Source organism: Methanomassiliicoccales archaeon (assembly GCA_036504055.1).
Classification (GTDB): domain Archaea; phylum Thermoplasmatota; class Thermoplasmata; order Methanomassiliicoccales; family UBA472; genus DASXVU01.
In genome coordinates this window covers 1-17,912 of the sequence record DASXVU010000046.1, presented here as the reverse complement: position 1 = coordinate 17,912, position 17,912 = coordinate 1, and the positions used below count along the sequence as shown (strand labels likewise).

General features: G+C 53.2%; 14 protein-coding genes. 8 read left to right on the top strand and 6 right to left on the bottom strand.

What is annotated here, in order from left to right; all coding sequences use genetic code 11:
* From kaiC to VGK23_11395, 4 genes are all read left to right on the top strand, one after another.
* Window positions 1–1,423 (top strand): circadian clock protein KaiC (kaiC, locus tag VGK23_11410; protein ID HEY3421148.1); only part of this gene is annotated, 1,423 nt, incomplete at its 5' end.
* The gene (locus VGK23_11405; GenBank protein ID HEY3421147.1) at window positions 1,416–1,730 is read left to right on the top strand and encodes a circadian clock KaiB family protein; all 315 of its coding nucleotides are present in this window, start codon (window positions 1,416–1,418) and stop codon (window positions 1,728–1,730) included. The genes kaiC and VGK23_11405, both read left to right, overlap by 8 nt.
* Before the next feature lie 5 nt (window positions 1,731–1,735).
* Complete coding sequence (locus VGK23_11400; GenBank protein ID HEY3421146.1) at window positions 1,736–2,074, top strand: circadian clock KaiB family protein; 339 nt, start codon at window positions 1,736–1,738, stop codon at window positions 2,072–2,074.
* Complete coding sequence (locus tag VGK23_11395; protein ID HEY3421145.1) at window positions 2,071–3,732, top strand: ATP-binding protein; 1,662 nt, start codon at window positions 2,071–2,073, stop codon at window positions 3,730–3,732. Before VGK23_11400 ends, VGK23_11395 begins: the two co-directional genes overlap by 4 nt.
* Window positions 3,733–3,859: 127 nt before the next feature.
* Here VGK23_11395 and VGK23_11390 read toward each other — a convergent pair whose 3' ends face one another.
* From VGK23_11390 to VGK23_11370, 5 genes are all read right to left on the bottom strand, one after another.
* The gene (locus VGK23_11390; GenBank protein ID HEY3421144.1) at window positions 3,860–4,645 is read right to left on the bottom strand and encodes an acyl-CoA dehydratase activase; all 786 of its coding nucleotides are present in this window, start codon (window positions 4,643–4,645) and stop codon (window positions 3,860–3,862) included.
* Window positions 4,642–5,772, bottom strand: a complete 1,131-nt coding sequence (locus tag VGK23_11385) for a double-cubane-cluster-containing anaerobic reductase (protein HEY3421143.1) — start codon at window positions 5,770–5,772, stop codon at window positions 4,642–4,644. The genes VGK23_11390 and VGK23_11385 overlap by 4 nt, the downstream gene beginning before the upstream one ends.
* 942 nt (window positions 5,773–6,714) lie before the next feature.
* On the bottom strand, window positions 6,715–7,476 hold the full coding sequence (locus VGK23_11380) for a hypothetical protein (protein HEY3421142.1): 762 nt from the start codon (window positions 7,474–7,476) through the stop codon (window positions 6,715–6,717).
* A 275-nt stretch (window positions 7,477–7,751) separates the two neighbouring features.
* Window positions 7,752–8,801: a hypothetical protein gene (locus tag VGK23_11375; protein ID HEY3421141.1), complete on the bottom strand. Its 1,050-nt coding sequence runs from the start codon at window positions 8,799–8,801 to the stop codon at window positions 7,752–7,754.
* A 128-nt stretch (window positions 8,802–8,929) separates the two neighbouring features.
* Window positions 8,930–10,354 (bottom strand): hypothetical protein, encoded by a 1,425-nt coding sequence (locus VGK23_11370; protein ID HEY3421140.1) that lies wholly within the window; start codon window positions 10,352–10,354, stop codon window positions 8,930–8,932.
* Window positions 10,355–11,270: 916 nt separating this feature from the next.
* On the opposite strand from VGK23_11370, the gene VGK23_11365 reads away from it, so the two are divergent.
* The 4 genes from VGK23_11365 (at window position 11,271) to VGK23_11350 (ending at window position 17,563) form a co-directional block, all read left to right on the top strand.
* On the top strand, window positions 11,271–12,908 hold the full coding sequence (locus VGK23_11365) for a fibronectin type III domain-containing protein (GenBank protein ID HEY3421139.1): 1,638 nt from the start codon (window positions 11,271–11,273) through the stop codon (window positions 12,906–12,908).
* A gap of 406 nt (window positions 12,909–13,314) precedes the next feature.
* Window positions 13,315–14,433 (top strand): NAD/NADP octopine/nopaline dehydrogenase family protein, encoded by a 1,119-nt coding sequence (locus VGK23_11360; protein HEY3421138.1) that lies wholly within the window; start codon window positions 13,315–13,317, stop codon window positions 14,431–14,433.
* Window positions 14,430–16,100 (top strand): cobalamin B12-binding domain-containing protein, encoded by a 1,671-nt coding sequence (locus VGK23_11355; GenBank protein HEY3421137.1) that lies wholly within the window; start codon window positions 14,430–14,432, stop codon window positions 16,098–16,100. The genes VGK23_11360 and VGK23_11355 overlap by 4 nt, the downstream gene beginning before the upstream one ends.
* Window positions 16,100–17,563, top strand: coding sequence for an asparagine synthase-related protein (locus VGK23_11350; GenBank protein ID HEY3421136.1), 1,464 nt, complete (start codon window positions 16,100–16,102; stop codon window positions 17,561–17,563). Before VGK23_11355 ends, VGK23_11350 begins: the two co-directional genes overlap by 1 nt.
* A 155-nt stretch (window positions 17,564–17,718) precedes the next feature.
* Here VGK23_11350 and VGK23_11345 read toward each other — a convergent pair.
* Window positions 17,719–17,912 (bottom strand): hypothetical protein (locus VGK23_11345; protein ID HEY3421135.1); only part of this gene is annotated, 194 nt, incomplete at its 5' end.

The following is a 17,912-nucleotide window of genomic DNA, read 5'->3' as shown; positions in this document are numbered from 1 at the left end:
TATCGACTTCGTGAAGGTCGAGGCCGCGGAGATCGTGGAAACGGGGGAGTATGACCTGGAAGGACTGTTCGTTCGTCTGGGCTATGCGATCGATTCCATCGGGGCGAAGCGGGTGGTCCTTGATACGATCGAATCGATATTCTCGGCCTTTGGCAACACTCTCATCATCCGATCGGAACTCAGGCGTCTGTTCCAGTTCCTAAAGGAGAAAGGCGTCACCGCGGTCATTACCGGGGAAAAGGGCGACGGGACCCTCACCAGGAATGGATTGGAGGAATATGTTTCAGACGCGGTCATCGTCCTCGACAACAGGATCATCGGCAATATCGCCACCAGGCGTATGCGGATCATCAAGTACAGAGGATCCTCACACGGTTCGAACGAGTATCCGTTCCTGATCGACGAGGGAGGATTCTCGGTTTTGCCGATATCCTCGCTGGGATTGATGGCGAAGGCCACCAATGCGCGCATCTCCACCGGAATCAGGGACCTCGATTCGATGATGGAAGGAAAGGGATACTACAAGGGCAGCACCGTCCTAATCACCGGTCAGGCCGGGACCGGTAAGTCATCGTTCGGGGTCGAGTTCCTGAACAGTGTCTGCAAGAATGGCAAGAGGGCGCTGCTGGTGACCTTCGAGGAATCTTCCAGTCAGATCATCCGTAACATGCGTTCCATCGGCATCGATCTGGAACCGATGGTGGAAAAGGGTCTGCTGAACATCTACGCGGACCGGCCCACTGCTTACGGCCTGGAGACGCATCTGGTCACCCTTCTCAAGATCGTGAACGAGTTCAAACCGGAGGCTGTGGTCCTCGATCCGATCAGCAGCCTGATGGCCGTCGGCGAGGATGTGGAGGTCCGGTCCACCTTGGTAAGGATGGTCGATTTTCTCAAGATGAAGGGAGTGACCGCGGTATTCACCGACCTGAAGCACTCCGAACGGCCGACCCAAAGCTCCATGGTATCTTCGCTGGTGGACACATGGCTCCTTCTGGAGGACGTCGAGGCCAACGGGGAGAACAACAGATTGCTGCGCCTCGTGAAATCGAGGGGCATGGCTCATTCGAACCAGATACGTGAGTTCCACATAACCTCCAAGGGCATCGAGCTTATCGAACCTTACATCGGTCCGTCCGGGGTCCTGACCGGTTCCGCCCGCTATGCCCAGGAGGAGAGCGAGAAAGCTCATGAGCTGGCCCGGACCGAGGAGATGGCCCGCCTCAAGCTGAATCTGGAGCACCAACGGAAGATCCTGGAGGCCCAGATAGTAACGTTGAGGGCCGAGTTCGAGGACAAGAAGACGGACCTCGAGAGGAAGGTAAAGGACGAGGAAAGAAGGAAACAGACCATAGAGAACAACAAGAGGCACCTGCAAAGCATGCGCATCATGAACGGCAACAGGGGTGAGGGAGATGAGTAAGGTCCCGAGAGAGGAGAAAGAAGAGATCTACGAGCTGCGTCTCTACGTCGCTGGGCAGACCCCCAAGTCAGTGGCCGCCATCTCCAACCTGAAGAGCATCTGCGAGGAGAACCTCAGGAGCAGGTATCGGATCGAGGTCATAGACCTCATGAGAACGCCCCAGCTCGCCAAAGGTGACCAGATAATAGCCGTTCCCACATTGGTACGGAAACTGCCACAACCGATCAAGAAGATCATCGGCGATCTATCCAACACGGAGAAGGTACTTGTTGGGCTGGATATCAAACCGCTCGCCGATGAGGAGTAGATGAAATGTCCAGAAATGGATCCGATCCCACCGGGAGGGAAGATGGCATCGACTACGTCCTGCGGCTCTACATAACCGGTTCCACACCCAGGTCCCGTGAGGCGATCAAGAACATCAAGAAGATATGCGAGGAAGAGCTAAAGGGACGCTACGACCTGGAAGTGATCGACGTTTATCAGCAGCCAGAGCTGGCCAAGGAAGGCCAGATCCTGGCGGCGCCCACGCTCATCAGGAAGCTGCCTCTGCCTCTTAGGAAACTAGTAGGGGACATGTCAGACCGGGAGAAGGTAATCATCGGACTGGAGATCGCATCGAAGAAAGGGGTCAGGAAGGAAGGGAATTGAGCTCCGAAAAAGGCCAGGAATTAGATCGAACGAAATTGCGGTCAGAGAACAGGGACCTGAAGGCCCAGGTCAAGGCATTGCAGGAGGAGCTCGAGGAAAAGACCCGGACCCTGGAGGCAATACAGGGAGGAGAGGTCGATGCCATCGTTATCTCCACGAGCGAGGGGGAGAAGGTGTTCACGCTCAAAGGGGCAGAGGAGCCCTACCGCATCCTTTTCGAGCAGATGAACGAGGGCGCCGTAACGATATCGCAGGATGGCGAGATCCTTTACAGCAACCACAGCTTCGCAGATTCGATGAAGACCTCCCTTGAGAAGGTGATCGGCACGAACATCGAAAGGTTCATCCATCCCTCGAGGAGACCGTCATTCCATAGGATCCTGGACACCAGTGTCGAGGGCCCGGAACGCGACGATGTCCGTTTCGAGGCCATGGACGGGTCCGCGGTACCGATGCAGCTTTCGGTCAATTATCTGCCATCAGAGGACAATGCGACCTATTGTATCGTTATGGCCGACCTCACCGAACGCATCCTGGCGGAGGATGCGCTCAGGAGGGCAAATGAAGACCTGGAAACGAAGGTCCGGGCACGCACCAAGGACCTAAGGGAGAGCGAGGAAAGGTTCCGACTGGCCTTGCGCAATGCACCGGTGTCCGTTGCCGTTCAGGATCGGGACCTGAAGTACATATGGGCCTATAATCAAAAGATCGCGAGACCTGATGAGATGATCGGGAAAACGGATGCGGAGATATTCTCACCGAGGGAGGTGCAGAGGATCAACGAGATCAAAGGGCGGGTCCTGGATGAGGACAAGGAGATCCGCGAGCAGATGTGGCTTGACCAGCCGAATGGGAAGATCTTTACAGAGATCACTTTCGCTCCGATCCATGACATCGATGGAAACGTGATCGGCGTGGGTTCGGCGACGGTTGACCTCACCAAGATGAAACTGGCCGAAGATGAGCTCCGCCGTTCCAACGCCGATCTGCAGCAGTTCGCATATGTTGCCTCACATGACCTGCAGGAGCCGCTGCGTATGACCATCAGTTACCTGTCGCTCCTGGAAAGGAGGTTCTCGCGACAAATGGACCATGAGGCCATCGAATACATCGGCCACGCTATTCAAGGCGGGACCAGGATGAGGGAGCTGATCGATGACCTTCTGGAATATTCCAGGGTGGATTCGGTCAGGTTGCCGTTCACGGACGTCGATATGAACCGGGTGGTGGAGAGGACCATTGAGCTGCTCAAGGTGCCGATCGAGGAGAACGGGGCGGAGATCGAGACCGATCGGCTTCCCAATGTCACCGCCGACGAGTCCCAGATGGTCCAGGTGATGCAGAACCTGGTCAGCAATGCCATCAAGTTCCAGGATAAGGATAGGCCTAGAGTGAACATCGAGGCGAGGTCGGAACCGGCGGAATGGGTGTTCTCAGTGAGAGACAACGGGATAGGCCTGAACATGGAATATTCGGACAAGATATTCCAGGTGTTCAAGAAACTCCATAACAAGGACCAATATGCCGGGACCGGGGTCGGTCTGGCAATAGTCAGGAAGATCGTCGAGCGCCACGAAGGTCGGGTCTGGGTCGAATCGGAGGAAGGCCATGGAGCTACGTTCTACTTCACCATCCCGAAAGTGAAACGGGAATCATGACAAGGCCTGAAAGATAGCTGCGCAACAAAGAAGGAGACGGCCCGTTGACCGGTGTATGCCGGTTCTTTTCCTATCGTGCCGATCTTTATCCCACCCTCGTCCACTGGTGATGACCATTTCGAGCGGTTCACGGTTTCTGACCGGTGATGATCTTCCTTTCCCGCTGAAGTGCCGCTCCCAAGGCCCCGGTGATCTGCGGCTCCTCGGGAACGAAGAGCGTGAAACCGAGCTCTGCCTCCAACGCCTCCTTCATGGCACGGTTCTTCGCCACGCCTCCCACGAAGGCCACATTCTTCTTGAACCCCATCCTCTTGGCCATCACTGCGATCCTTTGCGCTATGCTCCCCACTAGGCCGGCGGCGATGTCCTTCTTCGCGTATCCTTTGGCGCGGAGGGATATGACCTCTGACTCGGCGAACACCGTGCACATGCTGCTTATTTTGGCCGGATCGTCGGACGTTAGAGCCAGTTCGGCCAGCTCTTCGATGGACACCTCCAGCGCCTTGGCGGAGTATTCAAGGAATTTTCCGGTGCCGGCGGCGCACTTGTCGTTCATGAGAAAGTCCTGTACACGGCCTTGGTCGACGGTGATGACCTTGCTGTCCTGGCCCCCGATATCGATGACGCCGGCTACCTCGGGGTACAGGAAGAACACCCCCCGGGCATGAGCGGTGATCTCGCTCAAGGTCCTCCCGGCAAATGGGATGGCGTTCTTGCCGTACCCGGTCGCATACACCTTGCCGACGTCGCCCTCGGCAATCCCTGCCCGGGCAAGGACCTCTTCATACAGGTCGCGTGCCGCCTTGGAGAAATCGAAGCCGGTGGGGCATACCTTCCATCCGATCACGGTCGTGTCCTTCATAATGACCGCCTTCGTGGTCGCTGCTCCGGCATCGATACCGACCGAGATCACGACAACATCTCCAGGAAGGCCTCGACGCGGATGCGGATCTGCTCGACATCGGCATCGCTGTAATCGGTCTCGATGGCCAGCATGGGGATGTTCGCCTCCTTCAGCGCCTTGCCCACCCGGTAGCGCTCGATATTGTACCCATGGCAGGACTGGAGCGTGTAGTAGACCACGCCGTCCACGTCAAACCTCTCTGCCAGTTCGATGATGCTGTCGATACGGCCCTGGTTGGGGGTCATGCATGAGCAGGGGATCTTAAGGTATCGCTCGGCCAGTGCCGTCCAAGGGTCCTTCTGTTCATCGACCAGGTCCCAGAAGGAGCGGGTTCCGGTGCAGCTCTCCTCGACCACAATGCAGGCCCCCATGTCCTCGATTATCTGCGGGACCTTCATGTTTCCCGCGGGCATCGGGCAGCCGGAGATCATCAGCCTCGGCCCGCATTTCTCTCCCGACGCCGTTTTCTTTTCAACCTCGTCGCACACCTCTCTCAGACCGTTCCTGAAGACATCGGGCGAGAGGAAGTATTGCTTCTGCAGCATCTTTATTACATCGGAGCCGCGGATGGGGGGCGGGTCCAGCCTCCTCATCTCGTATAGGCGGTGAAGCATTCTCCTGGTCTCGTTCCCTGACCGGATCTCCCTGGCCAGCGCCTCCTCTGTTATGGTCCTGCCAGTCAATCCTTCCATGAACCGACCGAACCGGCGGAGCTCCGATTCGAAATAGCCGATCGAAGTCCTACTGTCTGGCATCTGAGGAAGGTCCATTACATAGGTGGGGATGTATTCATGAAGAAGCTCGTACATCTTCTTCTTTCCATCGCAGGTCGCCTCGGCCACAATGGCGTCCACCATGCCGAAGTGAGGACAGGCCAGGTCCCCTGAGCAAGAGCCGTTTACTATGGCCCCGAATGACGATTTGATCAAGGGGCAGATATTCCGGGGCAGGTACTCCTCTGCCACGGATATGGTGTTGCTCCTTCCTCCGCAGAGGATGACCCGATCGGCCCCAGAAGCGAAAACGATCTCGTCCGGAACGAAAAGACAGAACGTGCCCACGACCCTTCTTCCCGCCTCCCTCTCTTTGCCTAGCTGTTCTATGCGGGCTGTATAGGCTTCCTTGAAAAGGTTCATGTTCTTGTTTTCCTGTGTCGTGGGACCACGTCCTTTTCTTCAATGATTTTTAAAGCGTGCTGTTTGGGAAGATGTTGTTCATAGTTCATTTCCTGATCGAATGGTTGGGCTTTATGCTTTCCTGAAAATACCAGAAATATCCTGGAAGAAAGGATGCTGTCGATTCCCCGAACGATTACCAGATGATCAACGAACCTGAACACCGATGACAGTGCTAGACAGTTCACCGCTTCCTTCGCGAATTCAACCTTATAGGGTATCCAGCCTCTATGAGATGCTTGATAATTTGGTCGACCACCACTTAAACGTCCTCGGGAGTTACATCATCGCAGCCTTCGACCGCAATGGTGGCAGAAGACATCCCGATGCACCACCGGTTTACCGCACTTGGGACAACTGGCGGGATAGTACTGGTCCTCCTGAGGATCCCTGGAGTGAGGATATCGTATGCTCCTTGTATTATTCGCTCGCATTTCGTTCATTCCCATAATCACTAGTTGTTCTGAGATGATATAATGGTCACCCGATGCCGCCCTGAATCCAGAAGGACATTTCTTGGAGTCATTCCTGTTCTGAAAAAAAACCTTCGCCTTTCTTGGCCTCTTCATATGATGCAGATCGGCGCTATCATGAAGTTGGAATGTCCCGGCCTTTTTCCATGAATTACGGGTCGACCACAACACATGAAGCGGAGTGAGAGCTCGACCGTGGTCAACGACCGGAGCGAACTTACCCTATGCCAGACATCACCATGATCTCTAAGATGAACATTGGCGTCGGTACGACCACATACTTCGGCTCATGTAGTAGACCGGCGGCAGGACCGCATACAGCCATGCATTCGTCGATTTCTATGGCTTGAAGTGTCCCCGACCGACCCTCAGGACCTGCGGTAATCGCATTCCATGCCCGAGGCTTAATGGAGCATTCCAGGCCAATATGTCATCGTTTAACATCTTTCGTTGGGTCAATTTCCTCAAAAATCTCTTCGGGAGATGGCTCTCTGGCGAAGGCCACAGTAACGTCATCGAAAAGTCCGAAGAACCGTTGCTTGACACGAAGGCCGCGAAACAGCGGTGTCAACCCTGCCTCCGCAAGCACTTTGGTGCTCACATCGGACAAAGTCGCTATAGAAAGATTGGCCGAAGCGTCCACTAGACTTGTCGGCATCGCTGAGCCAGATGCCTTGAGTTCAAGTCTTGACTTCTTTGATTCTGAAATGAAAATCGTGGAAGACCCTGCCTTCGCCACTTCAGTAACCACTACCCAGTCTCGTTGCCATTTTTTGGCTTCATCATCATCATTAATTGCCCGAAGCATATCGCGACTCAACTTGGCCTGATCGGAAATACGGTTTAGAGACACATCTCTCAGCTGAAGCACCACAGCGCCTTCTTTTGAGAACTCAACCAGCGCACCAGCCTCAGCCTTCGCAACCGCCTTGAATTGATCATTTGTTTCACCTGCCGCCTTGAAGGTGATAGATACTCCTTTTTTGCTCGTGAAGTCTATATCGTCTTTGTCTGGATCTATGGTTTCCTCGAAAGGGATACCAAGATTTGTCAAATCGGTGACGGCAATGAATTGATCGTTAACAAAATGCCCCACAGTGCCAAGGGCCAAAGGAGTTCCTGGCAGCCAGGTCGGTCGATATTTAAGATTCTTGTAGATTTCTTTAGCATACAGTTCTGATGTTTTCGTCATAGTTCTCCCCCATAACTATTGAGTACCTCGTGATGGCTTCCTGCTAAGAGTAACTGTAAGCCATCGTAATATAATAGACGTTTACCAAATCTAAATAATTTTGCTATAGTTCCAACATTACTGTGCCAATAGTATGACATTTGTTATTTGGTCCGAATCCGAAATCTGCAGACCGTTCCCGAACTCACCGGCTCACAACATCGACCGATGTCAAATGCATCTGATGTGTTCCTTCTCATACGGCGACCTACTTGTTCATTTAGGGTCTGAGCAATTCAGCCAGGGAACTGAATATCGATGTATTCTCCTTTACGCACTTTTCTGATGTCTTTCAACTCATCACAACGCCGTTCGATCTCGGTAAGCGTGTCGGGGTCCGGAACACCACCGTACGTGCCGTCAAAGGTGGATATGGCGCAATAGCGACGGCGCGAACTTGGCGGATCGATCATCAGGATCTTCTCCAATATCTCGGGGGAAGGGGTACCGGTACGGCTCCCATGGTGACCTACCTTTTCAAAATCAACCTGCCTCAAGAGGTCTTGTTTGTCCATCACCTGCCAACTGCGTTGCTCGGCATCTCCCGGGAAGAGCAGCCGCCATCCGCGCCATTCGAGATAAAGGACCAGGCTGGTGTTATTAGCCGCTTTGTCTATGGCCAAAAGATTCTCCATGGAGCCGCTTCGCCTTATCGTTACCAGGTCGTAGAACGCCCCGGCATCCACTCCCGACGGAGGTATTGGTGTGCACAGCACTGGTTTTTTTCCCTTCTCTTTTCCTGGTTTCACTCCGAGCCGAACGGGTTGAAATGAGCCATAGTAGTCGGAGGTATCCTCTTCGGGTGCCAATATCTCCAAGTGCGCTTCCCGGAAATTGTGTTTGTCGGTCAGGTCCGACTCCCTATGCACATACCAGGTATGTTCTGCCAACGAACGGATATAATCGACGCAATCGGAGGTGTCCCTTGGATTATTATTTGCCATCAGGGCCATGACAGCCATGGGCATCGGCTCACCGGAGGCTGCCATGAAACATTCGATTTCCCCGTAGCAAGCTTTGGCCTCGTCCAGCTTTCTGCGGGCCTCGGGATGCGCATCGCCATAATCAGGAGCACTGGATGCGGTCAACCAGGCATGTTGGACCTTCAGTTTGTCCTTGAGGTCGTGGTTCGGCAGCACCTTCTGATTTGAATAAAGTAGTCCCTGAACGTGATCCATATGTTTGTGGGTCATCACGTACAGGTCGAGCGGCTCTCCGTTCAATTCACCGATGATGTTTTCGATGACAGGTCTGAAGACACTATCCTGGCCTCCTTCACCGCTCATCACATTGCCAAAATCGATCAGAATGTGTCGTAAGTGTGAATTTCCGTCCATATCAAGATCGGGTACAGAGATCAGAATCGCCTATCCAAAGAGAACATTGTACATGCGTATGCGCAATTCCTCCAATGTCACACACCTCCAGTAATGTGCAGCATTTTTCCTACCGAGTGCACCCTCAGGACATCTCTTGAAATATCGGCGCGGATGATCGAGCTCAGTTCATTGCCGTCCGGTCCAAGCGCACTTTGGCCAAATCTCAGAAGGTCCTGGTCCACCAGCCTTCTCAGCAATTCGTTACGATCCTGTTGCTGCCTTTGTCCCTCTAATTGTTGTTTGGACCTATCCGAGGTCAGCAACACCCTCACCTTCTTTGTCTTCCAGTCGATGGACAGTGTGGTGCCAACGGTGATCCGCCGCAGCTTCGGGTATCGTTTGCTGAGGTCGTTTGGCTCGATCTGGTTCCATGACACTTTGAAGATACATTCCCTGACCGATGACTTGACCCCACCCTGATGATAATTTGTCTTACTGACATCCAGACGAGGTTCTACTGCGAACGGGACATCTGGAGGAATGGACAGGAAATGGCGGTTCTTCTCAGCAAATTGGTAGGCATACCAGTCACTCGTAATCAAGGAGGGCAGGTCAACACCCTCCATCTCCGGAGCATAAAAGTCCGTCTCCACCCTCAGGTCCTCCCGGTTCGAAATGATGCAGCGTTTTAGGAACTCATCAACGATCCATTTACGCTCCTGTTCATCGTCGGGGTGAGACACCTGGTCGGAGGCGATGATGGCCCGTCCATAGTCCGAGAACGAGGCCTCCCCAGGGGCAATAAGATCCAAGGCGCGGAGGGTAATCCGCTTAAAGCGCTCACCGGCGATGAACAAGGCCAATCCCGAGACTGAGAACTCTGATTTGTTATTCTTCTCCGCCAGCTCTCGGCAGAGTGCAGTATGCATCTTGACCATAACGGCATAGAGGGCCCCGGTTATCACCTCACTGAGCTCGTGTGGTTCGCTGCGGGACACCCGGTTGGGCTTTCCTTCGGGGTCGAGGGTTTCATCCTTGGGGCAGAGGGTCTTCTGATTGAACATGTTGCGCAGGTAGCCCCTCCGGCCGCTGGCTTCAAGGGCACGGCCAAATTCCTCTGCAAGTGAGTTGAAGGCGGTCGATTGCTCGAGAGACCCACCTGTCTGGCCGAGGACCCTTTCACGCAGATCCCCACTTCTGAAAGCCATCAGTAAAGCGCTCAGATCGGCGATTCCCTCATGCAACGCCAGGGACTGGGGTGTGATGGCATCATAGAGATGGGGGGCGATCCCGTCCAGAATGGCGTGGGCGGTTTCATGGGCAACGATGTCTCTTGAGAGGCCAGTATAGACGGTCTTGCCCTTAAGGAACTGGTTTGGGAAATGGAAGAACTGCAGACTATGGGATATTCTTTCATAATAGGCGTTCGCCATCTCTCCGGCTCTTGGGATGACCAGTAGTTGAGGGGCTCCGAAAGCCCAGGTGAGCGGTCTGCCAAGGTTGTCCTCCTCCTCGAACATCTGCATCGTTTTTAAAACGGTGGCAAAAACGCTGACCTTGATAAAATCATCAGAATAAATATTATTCTTGTCGACCTTGTATTCCCTAAATTTCCGTTTATTATCGGGAGGTAAAAGAACTGCTCCGGGCAGAAGTTCCCCTGTGTTTGGTTCGAAGTCCAAGATTGCGACTTTTTGCGTTATGGGCCCATCAAGAAAGAACTTACCGTTGAGGGTGGTCCTTTCGACAAGACGGGTCACCTTTTTGATGGATGTCGACTCATCTTGGATCATCATAGGGATCCTAATCTCCATTTTCACACCTCAAAGAAAAAGCTGGGGCATTGGAGATATTCTGATGGCGCCCATGGTCGATTTGCTGAGAATGTAATAATCTCTGCGGGCCTTTGTCTTCGTTCCTTTCTCTACCTATCCAGTATCGCATCACTTCCCCCATACGCTGTTCGTTTGCAGAGTTATCAATCTATCCCAAGGACATATTAATTGACCCAAAAATGAATTATTTTGACATGGCATAAAGTATTCAGTCGACCTGTTCGGCTCATTAATGATAAAAGGCCATCAAGTCGTCAAGAACCTGAACAACAAATCGTAAAATGCTTCTTGTAAAAGGTCACAGTAATTTTTTCACATCGTCTACATGGTCGGACGAAAAGAATAATGTCGTGCCATAACTACAGTGCGACATTTGGATTGGACATAAGGATATCATCCTGTAACGAACATGTTTGAACCACGAATCGGGGGAAGTAGAAAAAGATCCGTTCGAACGGATAATGGGCCGATTGGAGATCAATCTCCCCATGGACATTGGATATGATAACTATCCCCAAAGTATTAAGCTATAATTGGGGCCTCGCAAAACCAGGGTAAGTCATCCATATTTCGATAATCATCTTGGAAGGGGCGAGATAGTATGAAAAGAAACAATTTGATCGTCGTAGCGGTGGTCGCCGTGGTAGCGGTTCTGATCCTGGTCAGTACGCTCGCTGTGTCCATGGCGCCAAAGACCCCTACCGCTCCGCAACACATACAAGCTATTTCTGGAAATACTCAATCCAGACTGAACTGGCAGGCCCCAACAGATAATGGTAACAGTGCCATCACAGGCTATAAGCTGTACCGGTCCACGACCTCTGACGGTATCTATACCCAAATCGCTTCGCCCTCGGGACTGACATATACCGATACTGGCTTGACCAACGGTCAGAGCTATTGGTACTATGTCAGTGCGGTCAATTCTGCAGGTGAAGGCATAAAGACCGACATGGTCCTAACTGTGCCGTTCACAGTTCCTAAAGCCCCGACTGGACTTATGGCGACGGCAGGGATCGCACAAGTATCCCTGAACTGGACAGCGCCATCGTCCGATGGTGGAAATATCATTGATTACTATGTCATCTATCAGGATGGAAGCGTCCTGACAGAAAAACAGACTGGATTAACCGCAACAATCGACGGTCTGACGGACGGATCGTCACATACTTTTACCGTTGCCGCACATAATCTGGCCGGGGAAGGATATCTGTCCAACTCCGTCGTATCAACTCCGGCCACGGTACCGAATGCCCCGACCGGATTGACCGCCACCGCAGGAAACGGTGACGTAACTTTGAACTGGACAGCGCCAAAGTTCAATGGCGGCAGTAGTATCACCGACTACAAGGTCTACCGCAGCACAACCTCGGGTGAAGGGATGCTCCTCGCCACTCTCGATAGCTCCCTCATAACCTTTACTGGAACCTCTCTCAAAAATGGCTCGGTCTACTATTACACCGTCAGTGCTTTGAATATCGTCGGCGAAGGTGCTAGATCGAATGTTATAGTAGTCACTCCAGGATTGACTCCGACCGCCCCTATCGGACTAACCGCCTTCGCTAGTAACGCGCAAGTTAATTTGAATTGGACCGCTCCATGGTTCAATGGCGGCAGCATCATCACTGGCTATAATTTGTACCGGTCCACGACCTCTGGCGGGGTCTACGCCCTGATAGCCTCGCTCTCGGGACTGGCATATGTCGATACAGGCCTGACCAGCGGTCGGAGCTATTGGTACAAAGTGTGTGCCGAGAATGCGATCGGTGAGGGTGCATCGGCAGGACCGAAAGGAGTGCAGATCCCGAGCGTTGCTCCCGGATTCGTGGTCCAGGATGTTATGGGCACAGTCGATACCGACACACATGCATATGAGATCATCACCGACCTGACCATCCAGATCAGGCTGCAGGCCGGTAGCCCATCGGTCAACATGGACCTCGTTTCGATCCAGTACGTCAGCGGTAACACCAACAAGGTGCTGACCTTTGTTCAGGGCACAAACAACGCCGTCGCCAATGTCAGCTACGGCGCAAACAGCACTGGAATGGCCGCTACCTGGATATCGGGCAACCACGTCGTCCAGCAGGGAGACCTCATCACCGTCGGCATCACCGGCCTGACTCTGGGATACACCGCGGCTGCGACTGTTAAGATCGTTCCAGCCAACGGGTCCTCGACCCTGATCAGCTTCGTGACCCCGTCCTACTACAGCACGGCATATGTCAACTTGAAATAAATAGTCCAAATAGGTGCCCAAGTAACATCGAGATAAATTATCGGTGTATATGTTAGTGGTAATAATTCCTACCTGATTCTTTGAGAATCCTGCTGAGACAAAACATAGCCATGTTGGCCAATTAAGGCGCGCATTATTGATCCAATTCCTAATTATGCGCTGATCCAGTAAGAGTCAGCAAGGCCATTGAGATCTTGTTATTCGAGAATGCCGGTTAGACAACAAAATGACCCTTCGACGGCGTTGGTACTCTGGAGGAAAATGGACAAGAATGCGTCTCGTTTTAGGCATTGGACCTTTTTGCCGTGTCCTTATTGTCCGCATCCCGTTCTTCGCTTGAGCAATATTCATATAATCTCAGCGTTAACATATTCTTGACTTTTCTTATCATCTCAAGCGGGGTGTTATGAACGCTGATAACGACCGTCAGAAAGGACCTCGGAAGATTGCAGTCCTCGGAGCAGGACATGGTGGTTTGGCCATGGCAGGACATCTTGCGATCATGGGTTTCGAGACGACGATATGGAATAGGTCCAAAGAGAAGATAGATTGCATCGTGGACAGAGGCGGGATCGAGGTCGAGGGGGTATTGAATGGATTTGGCAAGGTACACTGTGCGACCTCCGAAATGAAGGAGGCAGTTGAGGATGCGGATATCGTAATGGTGGTCATTCCTGCTTCTGGACATAGGGAGATCGCGGAAAGATTCGCACCCTACTTGAAAAAGGATCAGTTGGTCATCCTAAACCCGGGCAGAACCTTCGGTGCAATGGAATTCTTATCGGTACTCAAGGAGAAGGGCAAGAAGCAGCATCCATTGGTTGCGGAAACACAGTCATTCGTGTACGTGTCCCGCAGGGTGGAAACGAATAAGGCCAGGATCATTCAGATCAAGAACTCTGTCCCGATGGCCGCCATTCCTGCACACAGGACACCGGATGCCTTGGCCCGGATCCATGATGCCTTTCCGCAATTCGTTGCCGCCACCAATGTCCTGGAGACGAGTCTCGATAACATTGGAGCGATCTTCCACCCGACCCTCACCCTTCTGAACGCCGCCCGTATCGAATCGACCCATGGTGACTTTGAATACTATCTGGAAGGGGTAACACCATCGACAGCGGCCGTGCTCGAATGCGGCGACGCCGAAAGGGTCGCTTTGGGAACCGCCTTGGGAGTTCATTGCCATACAGCCCGTGAATGGCTTTACCTCGCTTACAATTCATACGGAAAGACACTCTACGAGGCCATCCAATCGACCCCTGGGTACAAGGGAGTGAGGGCTCCTTCTTCACTGGTCCATCGCTATCTGTTCGAGGACGTTCCGATGAGCTTGGTGCCCATGGTCTCACTCGGCCATCTCATCGGCATAAAGACCCCGACGATGGAATCCCTGGTCCATCTTGCCTCGTTGATAGATGTCCAGGACTATATGACGGTTGGAAGGACGGTGGAGAAGGTGGGGATCGGGGGAATGAACGTCAAACAGATCAGAATGGTGGCATTGAAGGGGGCACATAGATGAGGATCCTTGGAGCGACGATGGGAAAATGCGTGCACGTTGCAGGCATCCAGTCATTTCTGAGGGCCGCGAAGTCCCTTGGGAATGAGGTGCGTTTCCTTGGCACATGCGTCACGAATCAACAGATCGTGAACGAGATGATCGAATGGGACCCGGAGATGGTCGTGCTAAGTTACCGCCTTGACCCTGGTTCCGCAGAGCGCCTTATGTTGGACCTCCAAGGCGAGATCGAGAGGGACGACCGATGGAAAGGTCGTCGATTGCTGTTCGGAGGGACGCCCCCGGTGGCAGAAATGGCGAAGCACTCTGGAATTTTCGAAAAGGTCTTCGCCGGTGGGGAATCGCCGGAGGAGATAATCTCCGTGCTTGATGGGAAGATTATCGAGAAACAGCTTGATCCTGTCGGCGATGATCTCCAAACGCGGATACAGAACTCATACCCATATCCGCTCATCAGGCATCATTTCGGGATGCCCTCATTGGAGGATACGATCCAAGGGGCGGGCCGGCTGGCGCAGGAAAGGTCCGTCGATATCCTGTCGATAGCGCCCGACCAGAACGCCCAGGAGAACTTCTTTCGCCCAGGCGAGATGAATAACGAGCTGGACGGTGCCGGCGGGGTTCCGTTGAGAGATGTCGAGGATCTTCGCAGATTGTACCAAATCACCCGCGTGGGGAACCGCCCCCTGCTGCGCTGCTACAGTGGAACAAGAGATCTGGAAAGATGGGCCGAGATGTTGCATGAAACGATAAACAATACCTGGGGGGCGATACCGCTGGCCTGGTATAGTGAGCTGGACGGTCGTTCCGATAGGACCCTGGAAGCGGCGATGCAGGAGAACCAGGCGGTGATCGCATGGCACGCGGACAGGGGCATTCCGGTCGAGGTCACCGATTCCCATCAATGGTCCCTCCGTTCCTCGGGCGACACCATCGAGTTGGTCGTGGCTTATCTGTGCGCATACAACGCAAAAGCGTTGGGCGTGAGGGATTATGTTTGCCAGTTCATGTTCGAGACCCCTCGCGGCATGTCGCCGGTCATGGACCGGGCCAAGATGATGGCCAAGCTGGAGCTGGTCACGACGCTCGAGGACAAGGATTTCCATATCATCCGGATGGTCCGTTCAGGATTGAACTCATTGTCCCACCACCCGAACATTGCCAAGGGGCAGCTGGCGGTCTCGGTCTTCAACGCAATGGTCGTAAAGCCTCACATCGTCCATGTGGTCGGATATAGCGAAGCGTATGATGTGGCGACCCCTGATGTCATTATCGAGAGCTGTGACATCGTGAGGGGAGCGATCGAAAAGGCATTGAAAAGTGAGTTCTTGCCGGAACAGGACCCTCGGATCGTTGCCCGGAAGAAATACCTCATCTCAGAGGCGAGATACCTTCTGCAGGTGATCAAAAAGGTCGGACTGCGCATGGCCGAAGACCCTTATTGTTCGCCGAAGGTCATGGGCGAGATCATCCGATTAGGGATACTGGACGCAATGGACCTGAAGGACAGCAAAGTGGCCAAGGGAAGAATAGTCACGGCGATCATCGATGGAGGATGCGATGCTGTGGATGAAAGGACCGGTAAGCCGCTATCAGTGAGGCAGAGGCTCATGGAACTGATCTCCGGGGACGAGGCGCTGGACCTTATCGAGATATGTGTGGTGAGATGATGCAGGGATTGGCGGGAACGTTCGGCTCGAATGACAGAGTTCTGGTCAAAGAGATGCTCGGCATGATAAGGCATCGGGGCCAAGAAGACGAAATGATCATCGAGACGGAAGGAGTGACCATCGGGGGGTGCAAACACCGCCTTCAGAACGATAGGACATCGGCAAGCATAGTCGTCGAAGATGATATCGCGGTGGCAGCCGATTCATATCTTTTCAACCGTGACTCTTTGCAGTTGAACTTTTTTGGAAAGATAGATCCCGAGGTCCCGGACTCACGATTGGTCCTGGACCTGTTCAAGCTCAAGGGCCCTTCCGCCCTGAACCATCTAAGCGGAGCATTCGCCATATCGATCCTCAATGGGAAGGAATTGATACTGGCCCGGGATTCCTATGGGCTCAAGCCTTTGTACATAAGCCTGGCAGAGAATATCGGGGGCTATTCGTCCGAGATGAAGTCCCAGCAAATGCTTGACGATGATTTCAGACCGTTCCCTTGCGGCGGCATATTCTCGACCGTCAGTGGGTTTAAGGAAATAATTCCCGAGATCGTTCATAGAATGAACAACGTGGAGCCTGGCCTATGCCTGAGAAGATTGATCGGGCGTAGCGTAGGACGCTGCATAGAGAGAGGCAACCGGGTCAATGTCCTTTTAAGCGGAGGATTGGACAGCAGCGTCATTGCCGCAGAGGCTGCAAGACAGTGCGACGATGTCAACACATTGTGCGTCGGCATGAATGGATCCAAGGACATTGAGATGGCTCGGAAAGTGGCTGTACATCTTGGGACGGACCATAAGGAGAGGACATATGACATCGATGACATGATCGAGACCCTGGACAAAGCGATCTATTCCCTCGAGAGCTTCGATCTCCCGTTGGTGAGGAGCAGCATCCCGAACTATCTTGCCACGCATTCCATCACGGACAGAGGCTGTGTCACTCTGTGTGGAGAAGGCTCCGACGAGATCTTTGGCGGCTATGACCACATGATCGAGCTTGACGACCGGACCCTTCGGGAGGAACGCAACTCCCTCCTGCTAGGTGGCCATTTGACCGGGTTCCAGAGGGTTGACCGGATGACCTCGTCGGCCTCTCTGGACTGCCGGATGCCGTTCATGGACCCTGCGATCATCGCCTATGGGCTTAAGATTGGTGCCAAGGACCTCGTGGACGGAAGATATGGATTGAGCAAGATAGCATTGCGCAAGGCTTATGGAGGCTTATTACCGGACGAGGTGGTCCAGAGGCAGAAGAAGCGGTTCAGTGATGGTGCGGGTTCGATGGAGGCGATGAAGGGCATCGCCGAGCGGGAGATCACAGATCGGGAATTTGAGAAAGAGACAAAGGATATCCCAGGAGGCAGGGTCAGGAACAAAGAGGAGCTGATGTATTACCGCATCTTTATGAGCCATTTCGGCACATGTCGCTGCATGGATGCGGTGGGGATGACACCCAGAATATGAAAGGATGAATTACCGTCTCTATGTGAATCCAACCATGTTTCCAATTCCCTACTTATATGAAAAAGTAACCTTGCCAATGGTGACCTCCCCAATCAGATCGAGGTTTTCCAAAAGCATTTGTTCAAAGGATATTCCCACTCATCTAGATGGGAAGATCAACATCGTCTCAGCCATTCCAATACGCTTTGACCGTTGGGGGTCAGAAATACTCGCGGTTCGCCGGTCGACGAATCCACAGACAATATTCCCATGCCCTTCAGCTCTCGCAATGCCCGTAAACGTGGTTCTGGGCGGTTGTCGGGCCTATGGGACATAGGCACCGGCGTCCCGTCCTTGAACTGCAGCAGGG

What these genes read in the sequence shown, in the direction of transcription:
- VGK23_11365 (HEY3421139.1), top strand. Translation starts at nt 11,271, where the DNA reads ATGAAAAGAAACAATTTGATCGTCGTAGCGGTGGTCGCCGTGGTAGCG.
- VGK23_11360 (HEY3421138.1), top strand. Translation starts at nt 13,315, where the DNA reads ATGAACGCTGATAACGACCGTCAGAAAGGACCTCGGAAGATTGCAGTC.
- VGK23_11385 (HEY3421143.1), bottom strand. Translation starts at nt 5,772, where the DNA reads ATGAACCTTTTCAAGGAAGCCTATACAGCCCGCATAGAACAGCTAGGC.
- VGK23_11380 (HEY3421142.1), bottom strand. Translation starts at nt 7,476, where the DNA reads ATGACGAAAACATCAGAACTGTATGCTAAAGAAATCTACAAGAATCTT.
- VGK23_11370 (HEY3421140.1), bottom strand. Translation starts at nt 10,354, where the DNA reads ATGTTCGAGGAGGAGGACAACCTTGGCAGACCGCTCACCTGGGCTTTC.
- VGK23_11400 (HEY3421146.1), top strand. Translation starts at nt 1,736, where the DNA reads ATGTCCAGAAATGGATCCGATCCCACCGGGAGGGAAGATGGCATCGAC.
- VGK23_11350 (HEY3421136.1), top strand. Translation starts at nt 16,100, where the DNA reads ATGCAGGGATTGGCGGGAACGTTCGGCTCGAATGACAGAGTTCTGGTC.
- VGK23_11405 (HEY3421147.1), top strand. Translation starts at nt 1,416, where the DNA reads ATGAGTAAGGTCCCGAGAGAGGAGAAAGAAGAGATCTACGAGCTGCGT.
- VGK23_11375 (HEY3421141.1), bottom strand. Translation starts at nt 8,801, where the DNA reads ATGAGCGGTGAAGGAGGCCAGGATAGTGTCTTCAGACCTGTCATCGAA.
- VGK23_11355 (HEY3421137.1), top strand. Translation starts at nt 14,430, where the DNA reads ATGAGGATCCTTGGAGCGACGATGGGAAAATGCGTGCACGTTGCAGGC.